This is a genomic window from Leptothrix ochracea (genome assembly GCF_041083635.1).
GTDB lineage: Bacteria > Pseudomonadota > Gammaproteobacteria > Burkholderiales > Burkholderiaceae_C > Sphaerotilus > Sphaerotilus ochraceus.
On sequence record NZ_JBFPHB010000037.1, the window covers coordinates 1 to 15,000 of the forward strand.

11 protein-coding genes, 1 tRNA gene and 1 pseudogene are annotated in these 15,000 nt (G+C 60.2%); 12 read left to right on the top strand and 1 reads right to left on the bottom strand.

All coding sequences use genetic code 11. The features are described from left to right. The 10 genes from AB3X39_RS11980 to rpoC all read left to right on the top strand — a co-directional run. Nucleotides 1–127, top strand: a 127-nt coding sequence (locus AB3X39_RS11980; protein ID WP_445683271.1) for an EF-Tu C-terminal domain-related protein, incomplete at its 5' end; no start/stop codon positions are given. A gap of 17 nt (nt 128–144) precedes the next feature. Next, nucleotides 145–220: transfer RNA gene (locus AB3X39_RS11985), tRNA-Trp, on the top strand. A 117-nt stretch (nt 221–337) separates the two neighbouring features. Further along, entirely contained in the window at nt 338–721 is a 384-nt protein-coding gene (gene secE / locus AB3X39_RS11990; protein WP_369417617.1) for a preprotein translocase subunit SecE, read from the top strand. 39 nt (nt 722–760) lie between these two features. Further along, nucleotides 761–1,324, top strand: a complete 564-nt coding sequence (nusG, locus tag AB3X39_RS11995; RefSeq protein ID WP_369417618.1) for a transcription termination/antitermination protein NusG — start codon at nt 761–763, stop codon at nt 1,322–1,324. A gap of 178 nt (nt 1,325–1,502) precedes the next feature. Further along, nucleotides 1,503–1,934 (top strand): 50S ribosomal protein L11, encoded by a 432-nt coding sequence (rplK, locus tag AB3X39_RS12000; RefSeq protein WP_369417619.1) that lies wholly within the window; start codon nt 1,503–1,505, stop codon nt 1,932–1,934. 1 nt (nt 1,935) lies between these two features. Then, nucleotides 1,936–2,643, top strand: a complete 708-nt coding sequence (gene rplA, locus AB3X39_RS12005) for a 50S ribosomal protein L1 (RefSeq protein WP_369417620.1) — start codon at nt 1,936–1,938, stop codon at nt 2,641–2,643. 266 nt (nt 2,644–2,909) lie between these two features. After that, complete coding sequence (gene rplJ / locus AB3X39_RS12010; protein WP_369417621.1) at nt 2,910–3,434, top strand: 50S ribosomal protein L10; 525 nt, start codon at nt 2,910–2,912, stop codon at nt 3,432–3,434. A gap of 40 nt (nt 3,435–3,474) precedes the next feature. Beyond that, entirely contained in the window at nt 3,475–3,852 is a 378-nt protein-coding gene (rplL, locus tag AB3X39_RS12015) for a 50S ribosomal protein L7/L12 (protein ID WP_369417622.1), read from the top strand. 271 nt (nt 3,853–4,123) lie between these two features. Further along, a complete protein-coding gene (gene rpoB, locus AB3X39_RS12020; RefSeq protein ID WP_369417623.1) occupies nt 4,124–8,251 on the top strand; it encodes a DNA-directed RNA polymerase subunit beta in 4,128 nt (1,375 codons plus the stop codon). A gap of 11 nt (nt 8,252–8,262) precedes the next feature. Next, entirely contained in the window at nt 8,263–12,474 is a 4,212-nt protein-coding gene (gene rpoC, locus AB3X39_RS12025; protein ID WP_369417624.1) for a DNA-directed RNA polymerase subunit beta', read from the top strand. A gap of 104 nt (nt 12,475–12,578) precedes the next feature. Here rpoC and AB3X39_RS12030 read toward each other — a convergent pair whose 3' ends face one another. After that, on the bottom strand, nt 12,579–13,313 hold the full coding sequence (locus AB3X39_RS12030) for a Crp/Fnr family transcriptional regulator (protein WP_369417625.1): 735 nt from the start codon (nt 13,311–13,313) through the stop codon (nt 12,579–12,581). A 115-nt stretch (nt 13,314–13,428) separates the two neighbouring features. On the opposite strand from AB3X39_RS12030, the gene AB3X39_RS12035 reads away from it, so the two are divergent. Together AB3X39_RS12035 and AB3X39_RS12040 are read left to right on the top strand one after the other, a co-directional pair. Then, entirely contained in the window at nt 13,429–14,385 is a 957-nt protein-coding gene (locus AB3X39_RS12035) for a hypothetical protein (RefSeq protein WP_369417626.1), read from the top strand. Between the two features lie 49 nt (nt 14,386–14,434). Continuing rightward, nucleotides 14,435–15,000 (top strand): annotated as a pseudogene (locus tag AB3X39_RS12040) (excinuclease ABC subunit UvrA); the annotation flags it as partial.

A 15,000-nucleotide genomic window follows, 5' to 3' on the forward strand; every position in this document is an offset into this window, starting at 1 on the left:
GGGTGACAACGTGTCGATCACCGTCAAGCTGATCGCCCCGATCGCCATGGAAGAAGGTCTGCGCTTCGCGATCCGCGAAGGTGGCCGTACCGTGGGCGCCGGCGTCGTTGCCAAGATCATCGCTTAAGTCGATTCAGGATTTGTAGGGGTATAGCTCAATTGGCAGAGCGTCGGTCTCCAAAACCGAAGGTTGTAGGTTCGATTCCTACTGCCCCTGCCAGTATTTGGCGCTGAACTGAACAACTCAAAAAACCCGCAGGAGGCGTTGCTTTCAGCGGGTTTTTCTGCTGATGTTTTTTGGCGAGATTTTCTTTCTTGATGCTCGGATGGCACGCGGATGAGTCACCAACAAGTTGAGACGGTTGTGAGCGGCGCTGATCGCACCAAATTGGGTGCGGCGGGCGCTTTGTTGTTGGCGTCCTTGGTGGTTTATTACCTCCTGGCGAAGCAAGGTCCTTACGTTCAGTGGGCGGCTTTGTTATCGCTTTTGGCGGCGGCTGTGGTTTTGTTCTTCTCTTCAGAGCAGGGCAAGGCTTTGGTGGGCTATGGCCAAGAGTCGGTGCGCGAGCTCAAAAAGGTCGTCTGGCCAACGCGCAAAGAAGCCACGCAAATGACGCTTTATGTGTTTGCTTTCGTGGTGGTGATGTCCCTGTTCCTGTGGCTGACCGATAAGACGCTGGAATGGTTGTTGTACGACCTGATTTTGGGTTGGAAGCGCTGAATCCTTCGGGTCGAGAGAACAACACAAAGGTGGCATGAGATGAGCGATATTTCCAGCAGCACATTGGCAAATTCCTTGCGGTGGTACGTGGTTCACGCCTATTCCGGGATGGAAAAGGCGGTTGAACGCAACTTGCGTGAGCGCATTGAACGCTCTGGCATGCAAGCCAAGTTTGGCCGCATCTTGGTGCCGACTGAAGAAGTCGTTGAAGTCAAGAATGGCAAGAAGACCGTGACTGAGCGTCGTTTCTTCCCGGGCTATGTCTTGGTCGAGATGGCCATGGAAGATGACACGTGGCACTTGGTCAAAAACACCAGCAAGGTGACGGGTTTTGTGGGGGGTGCGAAGAATCGGCCGGCCCCGGTGTCTGAGCATGAGGTCATGAAGATCGTCAATCAGATGCAAGAGGGTGCTGAGAAGCCGCGTCCCAAGGTGGAATGGGAAGTGGGTGAGGTGGTGCGCGTCAAGGACGGCCCGTTCACCGATTTCAACGGTTCGATCGAAGAAGTCAATTACGACAAGAGCAAGTTGCGCGTTTCAGTGACCATCTTTGGTCGCGCCACGCCGGTCGAGTTGGACTTCGATCAAGTCGAAAAAGTTTGATCCAAAGAGCCGTGGGCGGATGCATGCATCGTGCATCGGTCCGGCGTGCTGACTTCAGGTAGGGTCCGAGAGTCAGGATGCGTGAGGTTCACTGGTTGTTGACGGCGCGCTAAGCGTCGCCGGACCCGCAGACGAGGAGCTCACTTGATGTGAGCGTTTGAACTCGAGGAGCGCCTTCATGGCAAAGAAAATCGTTGGCTACGTCAAGCTGCAAGTGCCTGCGGGCAAGGCGAATCCGTCGCCCCCCATCGGTCCCGCTCTCGGTCAGCGCGGCCTTAACATCATGGCGTTCTGCAAGGAATTCAACGCCCAGACGCAAGGTGTTGAGCCGGGCCTGAAGCTGCCGGTGGTGATCACCGCCTACGCCGACAAGTCCTTCACCTTCATCATCAAGACCCCGCCTGCGACGGTCCTGATCAAGAAGGCTGCCAAGATCGACAAGGGCTCACCGCGTCCGCACCTCGACAAGGTCGGCAAGCTGACCCGTGCTCAGGTCGAGGAAATCGCCAAGACCAAGCAAAAAGACCTGACTGCGGCCGATCTGGACCGCGCTGTCAAGACCATCGCTGGCTCGGCCCGCTCGATGGGCGTCATCGTCGAAGGAGTCTGATATGGCCAAGCTCACCAAGCGTCAACAAGCCCTGAAGGGCAAGGTCGAAACGACCAAGCTGTATGCCATCGACGACGCCCTGGCGTTGGTCAAGTCCTGTGCTGGCGCCAAGTTCGATGAATCCATCGACGTGGCCGTGCAACTGGGCGTGGATGCCAAGAAGTCGGACCAAGTGGTTCGTGGCGCTGTCGTGATGCCCAACGGCACCGGCAAAACCAAGCGCGTGGCGGTGTTCACCCAAGGCGCCAAGGCTGACGAAGCCCGTGCTGCTGGTGCTGACGTGGTCGGCATGGATGACCTGGCTGCTGAAGTCAAAGCGGGCAACATCAACTTCGACGTGGTGATCGCCTCGCCGGACGCGATGCGTGTGGTCGGCCAATTGGGTCAGATCCTCGGCCCGCGTGGTTTGATGCCTAACCCGAAGGTTGGCACCGTGACGGCTGACGTGGCCACGGCTGTGCGTAACGCCAAGGCCGGTCAAGTGCAGTTCCGTGTTGACAAGGCCGGCATCATCCACGGCACCATCGGTCGCCGCTCGTTTGACGACGCCAAGCTCAAGGGCAACCTGCAAGCTTTGCTGGAAGCGCTGACCAAGGCCAAGCCGGCTTCGAGCAAGGGCGTTTTCTTGCGCAAGGTTGCTGTGTCTTCGACGATGGGTGTGGGCGTGCGTGTTGACGTGGCTAGCGCCAACGCGACATCGGCTGCTTAAGCGCAGCTCTTCCCGCGAAGACGTTAAAAATTTGGTGGGCTGGTGAACTGTGCAAGCAGCGCACCAGGCCGTCCAAGACCGTTGGTGGGCGAAGTCCTTAATCAAGGTGGCGGCGAATGCCGGTCCCTTGGCCAGCGCAGATGGCGGTCCCGCCGGAAAGAGTCGGTGTGCTGTGAGGTGCACGGGTTTCTTGACGGTAAGGTCGCTGAACCCGGTGTGCCGCTCGCGTCGCAGGACGCAGGCGGCGCGATTTATAGGAGTAGACCTTGAGTCTGAATCGTAACGAGAAAGCAGCGGTGATCGCTGAAGTGTCGGCCCAAGTGGCTCGCGCTCAGACCCTCGCTATCGCTGAGTATCGTGGGCTCACCGTCGCTGACCTGAACAAGCTGCGCGTTACCGCGCGTGCTCAAGGTGTGTATCTTCACGTGCTGAAGAACACCCTGGCACGTCGTGCTGTCGCCGGTACCCCGTTCGAGGCTGCGGCTGAGCACATGGTCGGTCCGCTGATCTATGGTTTTTCGGAAGATGCAATCGCGGCCGCCAAGGTCATTGCTGATTTCGCCAAGACCAATGACAAGCTGATCATCAAGGCTGGTGCCTATGGTGGCAAGGCGTTGGATGCTGAAGGCGTGAAGGCCTTGGCTTCCGTGCCGAGCAAGGAAGTGTTGCTGGCCCAATTGCTGGGTCTGCTGCAAACCCCGATCTCCAGTCTGGCGCGCGTGTTGGCCGAAGTGGCCAACAAGCAAGGTGCTGGTGCCGAAGCGCCGGTGGCCGAAGCTGCTGCTGCCTGATCCTCATCTCTCGACCTCTCACTGTATTTAGGAGCCTCAAATGGCATTCGATAAAGACGCATTCCTGGCCGCACTGGACACCATGACCGTGCTGGAACTCAACGACCTGGTCAAGGCTGTTGAAACGAAGTTTGGCGTGTCCGCTGCTGCGGTCGCTGTGGCTGGTGGCGGTGCTGCCGGTGCTGCTGCTCCGGTGGCTGAAGAAAAGACCGAATTCAACGTCGTGCTGCTTGACGCTGGCGCCCAAAAGGTGTCGGTCATCAAGGCCGTGCGTGAAATCACCGGTCTGGGCCTCAAGGAAGCCAAGGATCTGGTGGACGGCGCTCCGAAGAACGTCAAGGAAGGCCTGTCCAAGGCTGACGCTGACGCCGCTCTCAAGAAGCTGGTGGATGCTGGTGCCAAGGCTGAACTGAAGTAATTCAAGTTCTTCAAAGGCCGTAAGGCCTTTGAGAACACCTGAAAGCGGACTGATCGCATGATGCGGGTCCGTTTTCAAGTGTTCTCTGAACCGACTGCAGAGAACCGGTTTGGTCGGACCCAGGTGCAATGCCTTGGGTTGTCCGCCAGCGGCTGGTAGTGGCCAGCCACCAAGCTTCAAGGCCGCCCCCCTGTGCGTGTTGCAGGCCAAGAGCCAGTCGCCGAACGACAGTGTCCTGGGCCGGGACATCGTCTTCGACACGGAGTGATCAATGGCGCAAGCTACCCCCTACAGCTACACCGAGCGCAAGCGTATTCGCAAGAGCTTCGGCAAGCGCGAAAGCGTCTTGAACGTCCCCTATCTCCTGACCATGCAGAAGGACAGTTACGTCGCCTTCTTGCAAAAGGACGTTCCCCCCAGACAGCGCAAGCCTGAAGGCCTGCAAGCTGCGTTCCTCTCAGCGTTCCCGATTGTTTCGCACAATGGGTTCGTGGAGATGAAGTTCCTTGAGTTCAACATCGCCAAACCGCCCTTTGATGTGCGGGAATGCCAGCAGCGCGGGTTGACCTTTGCTGCGGCTGTGCGTGCCAAGCTTCAAATGATCGTTTATGACCGTGAGGCCTCAACCTCGCAGTCCAAGGTGGTCAAAGAGATCAAGGAACAAGAGGTCTACATGGGCGAAGTGCCCCTGATGACCGACTATGGCTCCTTCATCGTCAATGGCACTGAGCGTGTCATCGTGTCCCAGTTGCACCGCTCTCCTGGCGTGTTCTTCGAACATGACAAGGGCAAGACGCACAGCTCGGGCAAGCTGCTGTTCAGCGCGCGCATCATCCCTTACCGTGGTTCGTGGCTCGATTTCGAGTTCGACCCGAAGGACGTGCTGTACTTCCGCGTGGACCGTCGCCGCAAGATGCCGGTCACGATTTTGCTCAAGGCCATTGGCCTCAATCCTGAGCAAATCCTGGCGCACTTCTTCCAGTTCGACAATTTCCGTCTGATGGACACCGGTGCCCAGATGGAATTCGTGCCTGAGCGCCTCAAGGGCGAAGTGGCGCGTTTCGACCTCACCAACAAAGATGGTGATGTCGTGGTTGAGAAGGACAAGCGCATCACCGCACGTCACGTGCGTCAGCTGGAACAAAACGGCACGCAGTTTGTGACCGTGTCGGAAGACTTCCTTGTGGGCCGCGTTGTGGCGCGCAACATGGTCGATCCCGACACCGGTGAAATCGTCGCCAAGGCCAACGAAGAACTGACCGAAGCGCTGCTCAAGAAGCTGCGCTCGGCCGGTATCCGTGACCTGCAATGCTTGTTCACCAACGAGCTGAGCCAAGGGGCTTACATCTCGCAGACCCTGGCTTCGGATGAAACCGTGGACCAGCTGGCCGCGCGCGTGGCCATCTATCGCATGATGCGTCCTGGCGAGCCGCCGACCGAAGATGCGGTGGAAGCGCTGTTCCATCGTTTGTTCTACAGCGGCGACACCTATGACTTGTCGCGCGTGGGCCGGATGAAGTTCAACGCCCGTGTGTTGCGCGACTCGTCGGAAGGCGCGATGACCTTGTCGAACGAGGACATCCTCGACGTCGTCAAGATCCTCGTGAACTTGCGTAACGGTAACGGCGAAGTCGATGACATCGACCACTTGGGCAATCGCCGGGTGCGTTGCGTGGGCGAACTGGCCGAAAACCAGTACCGCTCAGGTCTGGCCCGGATCGAAAAGGCCGTCAAGGAGCGTCTCGGCCAAGCCGAAACCGAAGCCTTGATGCCGCATGACCTGATCAACTCCAAGCCGATCTCGGCGGCTTTGAAGGAGTTCTTCGGCGCCTCGCAGCTGTCGCAGTTCATGGACCAAACCAACCCGTTGTCGGAAATCACGCACAAGCGTCGTGTTTCCGCCCTCGGCCCAGGTGGTTTGACCCGCGAACGCGCTGGCTTCGAAGTCCGTGACGTGCACCCGACGCACTACGGCCGGGTCTGCCCGATTGAAACGCCTGAAGGTCCGAACATCGGCCTGATCAACTCGCTGGCTCTGTTTGCTCGCTTGAACGAGTACGGTTTCTTGGAAACCCCGTACCGTCGCGTCAAGGACGGCGTGGCCACGGCACAGGTGGATTACCTCTCGGCCATCGAAGAAGGCAAGTACGTCATCGCGCAGGCCAACGCCAAGCTCGACGCCGACAACAACCTCATCGACGAGCTGGTTTCGGCGCGTGAAAACGGTGACTCGGTGCTGACCAACCCGTCGCGCATCCAGTACATGGACGTGGCGCCGACACAGATCGTCTCGGTGGCTGCTTCGCTCGTGCCTTTCCTTGAGCACGACGATGCGAACCGCGCGTTGATGGGCGCCAACATGCAGCGTCAAGCTGTGCCGACCCTGCGTCCTGAAAAGGCGCTGGTGGGCACGGGTGTCGAGCGTGTGGCTGCCAAGGACTCGGGCACCGTAGTCGCTGCTCGCCGGGGTGGCGTGGTGGACTACGTCGATACCAACCGCATCGTGATCCGCGTCAACGACGCTGAGACCGTGGCCGGTGAAGTCGGTGTGGACATCTACAACCTGATCAAGTACCAGCGTTCCAACCAAAACACCTGCATCCACCAGCGCCCGATCGTGCGCCGGGGTGACAAGGTGGCGGCTGAGGACATCATTGCTGACGGCGCGTCCACCGACATCGGCGAGCTGGCCTTGGGCCAGAACATGCTGGTCGCGTTCATGCCGTGGAACGGCTACAACTTCGAAGATTCGATCCTGATCTCGGAGCGCGTGGTCGCTGAAGACCGCTACACCTCGATCCACATCGAGGAACTCGTGGTCATGGCGCGTGACACCAAGCTTGGGCCTGAGGACATCACCCGCGACATCCCGAACCTGAGCGAGCAGCAACTGGCTCGTTTGGATGAGTCGGGCATCGTCTACGTCGGTGCGGAAGTCACCCCCGGCGACGTGCTGGTCGGCAAGGTCACGCCCAAGGGCGAAACCACCCTCACGCCGGAAGAAAAGCTGCTGCGCGCCATCTTCGGTGAGAAGGCCAGCGACGTGAAGGACACGTCGTTGCGTGTGGATCAAGGGACCAACGGGACCGTGATCGACGTGCAAGTCTTCACCCGTGAAGGCATCCAGCGCGACAAGCGCGCCCAGCAGATCATTGACGACGAACTCAAGCGTTTCCGTCTCGACTTGAACGATCAGCTGCGCATCGTGGAGGCCGACGCCTTCGACCGGATTGAGAAAATCTTGATCGGCAAGGTCGCCAACGGCGGGCCGCTGCGTCTGGCCCGTGGCACCGTCATCAGCAAGGATTATTTGGCCAGCGTGGAACATTTCCACTGGTTCGATATCCGTCCTGCAGATGACGAAGTCGCCAATCAGCTCGAATCGGTCAAGAACTCGCTGGAGCAAACCCGCCACAGCTTCGACTTGGCTTTTGAAGAAAAGCGCAAGAAGCTCACCCAAGGCGACGAGTTGCCCGCAGGCGTGCTGAAGATGGTCAAGGTCTACTTGGCGGTGAAGCGCCGCTTGCAGCCTGGCGACAAGATGGCCGGCCGTCACGGTAACAAGGGTGTGGTCTCGAAGATCACCCCGATCGAAGACATGCCGTACATGGCCGACGGCACCCCCGCCGACATCGTGCTCAACCCGCTGGGCGTGCCCTCGCGGATGAACGTGGGTCAGGTGTTGGAAGTGCATTTGGGCTGGGCCGGTAAGGGCATTGGTCAGCGCATCGGCGACATGCTGCAAAGCGAAGCCCGTGTGGCTGAGCTGCGCAAGTTCTTCGACGAGCTCTACAACCAGTCGGGTGGCAAGACCGAAAGCATCGACGATCTGAGCGATGGCGAAGTGATCGAAATGGCGGCCAACCTCTCGAACGGCGTGCCGTTTGCGACCCCGGTGTTCGACGGTGCCAAGGAAGAAGAAATCCGCGCCATGCTCAAGCTGGCGTACCCGGAAGACATCGCCAAGCGCAAGGGCTTGACCGACACCCGCACCCAAGCTTGGTTGTGCGACGGTCGCACCGGCGAGCAATTCGAGCGTCCGGTCACCGTGGGCTACATGCACGTCTTGAAACTGCACCACTTGGTGGACGACAAGATGCACGCCCGCTCAACCGGTCCGTACTCGCTGGTGACTCAGCAGCCGCTGGGTGGTAAGGCGCAGTTCGGGGGTCAGCGCTTCGGGGAAATGGAAGTCTGGGCCTTGGAAGCTTACGGTGCGGCTTACGTGCTGCAAGAAATGCTGACGGTCAAGTCGGACGACGTGAACGGTCGGACCAAGGTCTACGAGAGCATCGTCAAGGGTGAGCATTCGATCGACGCCGGCATGCCGGAATCGTTCAACGTGCTGGTCAAGGAAATTCGTTCGCTCGGTATCGACATCGAGCTCGAGCGCAACTAAGGAGAAGATGCATGAAGGGATTACTCGACCTTTTCAAGCAGTTCACGCCGGACGAACACTTCGACGCGATCAAGATCGGGCTGGCCTCGCCCGAGAAGATTCGTTCGTGGTCGTTTGGTGAAGTGAAAAAACCCGAGACCATCAACTATCGGACGTTCAAGCCCGAGCGTGATGGCTTGTTCTGCGCCAAGATCTTCGGCCCGATCAAGGACTACGAGTGCTTGTGCGGTAAGTACAAGCGCTTGAAGCATCGCGGCGTGATCTGCGAGAAGTGCGGCGTTGAAGTCACGCAAACCAAGGTGCGTCGCGACCGCATGGGTCACATCGACCTGGCGGCACCGTGCGCGCACATCTGGTTCCTGAAGAGCTTGCCGAGCCGTTTGGGCTTGGTGCTCGACATGACGCTGCGCGACATCGAACGCGTGCTGTACTTTGAAGCCTACGTGGTGGTGGACCCCGGCATGACCCCGCTGAAGAAATTCAGCATCATGTCCGAGGACGACTACGACACGAAGCGGCGTGAGCATGGTGATGAGTTCATCGCCTTGATGGGCGCTGAAGGCATCCAGAAGCTGCTCGCCGAAATGGACCTCGATCTTGAGATCGAGCGTCTGCGCGGCGACATGACCGGCTCGGAGCTGAAGGTCAAGAAGAACTCCAAGCGCCTGAAGGTGCTCGAAGCCTTCCGCAAGTCCGGCATCAAGCCGAACTGGATGGTGCTCGAAGTGCTGCCCGTGCTGCCGCCGGACCTGCGTCCGCTGGTGCCGCTGGACGGTGGCCGCTTCGCGACCTCCGACTTGAACGACCTGTATCGCCGCGTCATCAACCGCAACAACCGTCTGGCTCGTTTGCTGGAGCTGACCGCCCCTGAAATCATCGTGCGCAACGAAAAGCGCATGTTGCAAGAAGCGGTCGATTCACTCTTGGACAACGGCCGTCGCGGCAAGGCCATGACCGGCGCCAACAAGCGTCCGCTCAAGTCGCTGGCCGACATGATCAAGGGCAAGGGCGGTCGTTTCCGGCAGAACTTGCTGGGTAAGCGCGTGGACTACTCGGGTCGTTCGGTCATCACCGTCGGTCCGTACCTCAAGTTGCATCAGTGCGGTCTGCCCAAGCTGATGGCGCTGGAGTTGTTCAAGCCCTTCATCTTCAGCCGCTTGGAAGCGATGGGCATTGCGTCCACCATCAAGCAAGCCAAGAAGGAAGTGGAAGCCGGTACACCCGTGGTTTGGGACATCCTTGAAGAAGTCATCAAGGAACACCCGATCATGCTGAACCGGGCGCCGACCCTGCACCGTTTGGGCATCCAGGCGTTTGAGCCGGTGCTGATCGAAGGCAAGGCCATTCAGTTGCACCCCTTGGTTTGCGCGGCCTTCAACGCCGACTTCGACGGTGACCAGATGGCCGTGCACGTGCCGCTGTCCATCGAAGCGCAAATGGAAGCCCGCGCCTTGATGCTGGCCTCCAACAACGTGCTGTTCCCGGCCTCGGGCGAGCCGGCCATCGTCCCGTCGCAAGACGTGGTGTTGGGCCTGTACTACGCCAGCCGTGAACGCACCAACGGTCGCGGCGAAGGCTTGGTGTTCTCGGACGTGGTTGAAGTGCAGCGTGCGCTGGACAACAACGTGGTCGAAATCACCGCCAAGATCAGCGTGCGTCTGACCGAGTTCACCAAGGACAAAGACACCCAGGAGTGGGTGGCTGAGACCAAGTTGGTGGACACCACGGTGGGCCGTGCCTTGCTGTCGGAAATCCTGCCCAAGGGCCTGCCTTTCAGCAACATCAACAAGGCGCTGAAGAAGAAGGAAATCTCGCGGCTGATCAACACCTCGTTCCGCAAGTGCGGTCTGAAGGAAACCGTGGTCTTTGCCGACAAGCTGCTGCAAAGCGGTTTCCGTCTGGCCACGCGCGCCGGTATTTCCATCGCCATCGACGACATGTTGGTGCCGAAGGAAAAGCCCGGCTTGATCGAACGCGCTGAAAACGAAGTCAAGGAAATCGAGCAGCAGTACATCTCGGGTCTGGTGACGGCGGGTGAGCGCTATAACAAGGTGGTGGACATCTGGGGCAAGACCGGTGACGAAGTGGGCAAGGTCATGATGACCCAGCTCGCCAAGCAAAAGGTCCTCGACCGTCACGGCAAGGAAGTCGATCAAGAGTCCTTCAACTCGATCTACATGATGGCTGACTCGGGCGCGCGGGGTTCTGCCGCCCAGATCCGCCAGCTGGCCGGGATGCGGGGCCTGATGGCCAAGCCGGACGGCTCGATCATTGAGACACCGATCACGGCCAACTTCCGCGAAGGCCTGAACGTGTTGCAGTACTTCATCTCGACCCACGGTGCGCGTAAGGGCCTGGCGGATACGGCGTTGAAGACCGCGAACTCGGGTTACCTGACACGTCGTTTGGTGGACGTGACTCAAGACTTGGTCGTGACCGAAGACGACTGCCACACCGACAACGGCATCAACATGCGTGCCTTGGTCGAAGGCGGTGAAGTCATCGAGTCCTTGCGTGATCGCATCTTGGGCCGCGTCACCGCGACCGAAGTGCTGCACCCCGAGACCCAAGAGTTGCTGATGCCCGCCGGCAAGATGCTCGACGAAGATGCGATGGACATCCTCGAAGCGGCGGGTGCCGACGAAGTCAAGGTGCGTACACCGCTGACGTGCGCCACGCGCTACGGGCTGTGCGCCAAGTGCTACGGTCGTGATTTGGGCCGAGGCGGCCAAGTCAACCAAGGTGAAGCTGTCGGCGTGATCGCGGCGCAGTCCATCGGTGAACCGGGTACCCAGTTGACCATGCGGACCTTCCACATCGGGGGTGCAGCGTCGCGTGCGGCGGTGGCTTCGAGCGTGGACGCCAAGTCGGATGGTTTCATCGGCTTCAACAGCACGATGCGTTATGTGACCAACGCCAAGGGCGAGTTGGTGGTGATTTCGCGTTCCGGCGAAATCATCATCTCCGACCAGCACGGTCGCGAGCGTGAACGTCACAAGGTGCCTTACGGCGCGATCTTGAACGTCAAGGCCGACAAGCAAATCAAGGCTGGTACGGTCTTGGGTAACTGGGATCCGTTGACCCGCCCGATCATCACCGAGTTCGCCGGCCGGATGCGCTTCGAAAACGTCGAAGAAGGCGTCACGGTGGCCAAGCAGGTGGACGAAGTCACCGGCTTGTCAACCTTGGTCGTGATCGATCCGAAGCGTCGTGGTGCGGCCAAGGTGGTGCGTCCGCAGGTGAAACTGCTCGACGCTGCGGGCCAAGAAATCAAGATCCCGGGCACCGATCACTCGGTGACCATCGGCTTCCAGGTCGGCGCGCTGATTCAAGTGCGTGACGGCCAGGACGTGATGCCGGGTGAAGTGCTGGCCCGTATCCCGGTCGAAGGCCAGAAGACGCGCGACATCACCGGCGGTCTGCCGCGTGTGGCCGAGCTCTTCGAAGCCCGTACCCCCAAGGACAAGGGTTCCTTGGCCGAAATCACCGGCACGGTGTCCTTCGGTAAGGAAACCAAGGGCAAGGTGCGCTTGCAGATCACCGACCCGGACGGCAAGGTTTGGGAAGACTTGGTGCCCAAGGAAAAGAACATCCTTGTGCACGAAGGCCAAGTGGTCAACAAGGGCGAGTCGATCGTCGATGGTCCGGCCGATCCGCAAGACATCTTGCGTTTGCTGGGCATCGAAGAGCTGGCGCGCTACATCGTCGATGAAGTGCAGGACGTTTACCGTCTGCAAGGCGTGAAGATCAACGACAAGCACATCGAGGTGATCGTTCGCCAGATGCTGCGCCGCGTGCAGATCCTCAACGCCGGTGATTCGTCCTACATCGGTGGCGAGCAAGTCGAGCGCTCCGAGTTGTTCGACACCAACGACGCCTTGCTGGCGGCCGGCAAGTTGCCTGCCACCTACGCTGACGTGCTGTTGGGGATCACCAAGGCGTCGCTTTCGACCGATTCCTTCATCTCGGCGGCGTCCTTCCAGGAAACCACCCGCGTGCTCACCGAAGCTGCCATCTTGGGCAAGCGCGACGAGCTGCGTGGCTTGAAGGAAAACGTGATCGTGGGTCGCCTGATCCCGGCCGGTACCGGCATGGCTTATCACCAAGCCCGCCGCGCCAAGGAAGGCATGGACGAAGACGAACGTCGCGCCATCGCCCTCCAAGAGGCTCAAGAAGCCTTCGAGTTGGCCCCGTCGCACACCGACACCGGTTCGCACGACTAAGCCAAGCCTGACCTGAAGGCCCCACGGGCCCGGTGCTGAAGAGATCTTTGATCTTCCAAGCACCGGGCCCGTGGTTTTTTGGATGGCGCCTTGATCCTTGCCGGTTAACCCGGATCTTCCGTCGCTTGGGATTCTTCGCGCAGGGCGTTGAGGAGTGCGTCCATTTCGATGCGGGCGTGGCGGGAATCGATGGGCACCAAGATGCCTTCGCGGCGCAGGGCGGAGACCAGGCGGCTGGCGGTTTCAAACGTCATGTCGAGCATGGCACCCATTTCTTGGCGGCTGGGTAGCCAGATCAGGCCGGTGATTTCTTCGTTGTATTCACACAGCTTGAGCAGCAGGCGCAGCATGCGCTGGCGCACCGGGCCCCGGGTCAGTTCGGTCAGCCATTCGTCGGCGTCGTCCAAGGTGCGCTGCCAGCGTTTCATCAGCGTGACGGCCAGATCGGGTTGCAAGCGCATCAGGTCTTCGATTTGCAGACGTGGAATGCGACAGGCTTGCACGGGTGTGCAGGCGATGGCGTTGGTGGCGTAGGTTTGATTGAGCATCGCCTCAGGCCCGAGGAAGTCGCCTCGACCGGCCAAGCGGAGGATGCGACGGTCGCCTTGGGCGTCGGTTTTCTCGATGCGCACCACGCCAGAGCGGATGGTGAACACCGCCGTGCCCGGCAACTGCGCCGAGAAAAGAACTTGGCCTGGATCGAGTGAAATGGCGTCGATGCGGTGATGGATCTGGCGCAGTGCCCCTTCTTTCAACACCCCAAAGACGCACGCTGGACGCACGCAGCAAGAAACACAACGCTGGCAGGGTTGTTCGGAAACCAGAGAAGCGCGGGGCATGGGTGGACTAGCGGTGGTGATCAGGGGATGCAGCAAGGTCAGGTCCGGCGGTGAGAGGTAAGGGACGCGTGTGCACTGTGCCTGACTGTCAGCTTGGCGTCATGAGGTCTTTCCCATGCCTGATACTTTCGGCCCACACAGGCAGGAGGTCGAGATGGTGCGTTGGATGCGTGGGGTGGTGCTTGGCGTGTTGGCCGGGCTGGTCGGTTGCCACGCCACCGAAGAGGTCATGCCCCCTTCTCGCCACCTGCAAGCGGGTCTGCCGGGCTCGCTGCCGCCTTTGTCGAGGATGTCAGCGGCGGCGTTGGCCGAGGTGCACGATCACCTTGCCATGGCTGCGCCTGCCTTGTGGCCGTATGCCAACGCGCTGCGCGCCGACTACCGTGAGCGCCATCAGACCGAGATTGAGCGTGATCCAAGCACCGGGCGCATCCAAAGCTTGGCGCTTTTCCTGCATGAAGCGGCGCACGATTACGTGCCGGATTTGATCTTGCTCAGCGGTGAGGTGCTGATCTACCAGCGCCGCGTGCGCCTCGATCCGCCCTTGGCGCTGCCGCTGACGGAGCCACCGCCGCATTTTTTGCCGCCAGACCCTTTGCGCAGCAGCGGCCAGAACGCGCGCTATCACACGCTCTACGTCGCCCAAGCTCAGCCGGATCGGCGCCCGTTTGTGGTGCTGCTCAACGAACTGGACGCCTACACCATCGACTTTGCCTACGAGCTCAGCAGTTTTGAGGTTCTGCGCCGGGGCGCGCTGCTGCGCACCGAAGTCACCACCGGGCTGCCGTATTTCTTCCACGCCATCGCGCGCTATCTGGATCAGGCCGAGCATGCTGATTACGCCACCAAGACCGAGACGCTGGATGAGTTGCGCCGCAACAGCGCGGTGATTGCGCGGGTGGTGCAGCAAGCGTCCGAGTGGATCGGGCAGGGCTGCACGCGGCGCTTTGAGGGCTTTGTGATCGACGCCGGGCAGAAGCAGGCGCTGCGTCAGGGCTACGTCGATTTGGCGCATCAAACGCTGCTGCGGTCGGTGCCCGTGCTGCCCAAGGCGTGCGCCAAGGTGCTCTGAGTATGATCCCCAGCTTCGCTTGGCCCTTGAACCCCACCATGCCCGTACCATGCCCAGTCGCTTGAATGAACGCTCCACCCCAGCAGGGTTCATCTGCGTGCGTGGGGCGCGCACCCACAATCTGAAGAACATCGATCTCGACATCCCGCGCCACGCGCTGGTGGTGGTCACGGGGCTGTCGGGTTCGGGCAAATCGAGCTTGGCCTTTGACACGCTCTACGCCGAAGGCCAGCGGCGTTACGTTGAAAGCCTTTCGGCCTATGCGCGCCAGTTTTTGCAGCGCATGGACAAGCCCGATGTCGATGTGATCGAAGGCTTGGCGCCGGCGATCTCGATCGAGCAAAAGGCCACCAGCCACAACCCGCGCTCGACCGTCGGCACGATCACCGAGATCCACGACTACTTGCGCTTGCTCTACGCCCGTGCGGGCACGCCCTTTTGCCCTGAGCACGGCCAAGCGCTCGACGCCCAAAGCATCAGCCAAATGGTCGATACGGTGCTGGCCTTGCCCGAGGACACCCGCTTGATGGTGCTGGCTCCGGTGGTGCGTGGGCGCAAGGGCGAATTCGTCGAGATGTTCCAGAGCTTGCAAGCGCAGGGCTATGTGCGTTTTCG

What these genes read in the sequence shown, in the direction of transcription:
- rpoB (WP_369417623.1), top strand. Translation starts at nt 4,124, where the DNA reads ATGGCGCAAGCTACCCCCTACAGCTACACCGAGCGCAAGCGTATTCGC.
- secE (WP_369417617.1), top strand. Translation starts at nt 338, where the DNA reads ATGAGTCACCAACAAGTTGAGACGGTTGTGAGCGGCGCTGATCGCACC.
- rpoC (WP_369417624.1), top strand. Translation starts at nt 8,263, where the DNA reads ATGAAGGGATTACTCGACCTTTTCAAGCAGTTCACGCCGGACGAACAC.
- AB3X39_RS12035 (WP_369417626.1), top strand. Translation starts at nt 13,429, where the DNA reads ATGCCTGATACTTTCGGCCCACACAGGCAGGAGGTCGAGATGGTGCGT.
- rplA (WP_369417620.1), top strand. Translation starts at nt 1,936, where the DNA reads ATGGCCAAGCTCACCAAGCGTCAACAAGCCCTGAAGGGCAAGGTCGAA.
- AB3X39_RS12030 (WP_369417625.1), bottom strand. Translation starts at nt 13,313, where the DNA reads ATGCCCCGCGCTTCTCTGGTTTCCGAACAACCCTGCCAGCGTTGTGTT.
- nusG (WP_369417618.1), top strand. Translation starts at nt 761, where the DNA reads ATGAGCGATATTTCCAGCAGCACATTGGCAAATTCCTTGCGGTGGTAC.
- rplK (WP_369417619.1), top strand. Translation starts at nt 1,503, where the DNA reads ATGGCAAAGAAAATCGTTGGCTACGTCAAGCTGCAAGTGCCTGCGGGC.
- rplL (WP_369417622.1), top strand. Translation starts at nt 3,475, where the DNA reads ATGGCATTCGATAAAGACGCATTCCTGGCCGCACTGGACACCATGACC.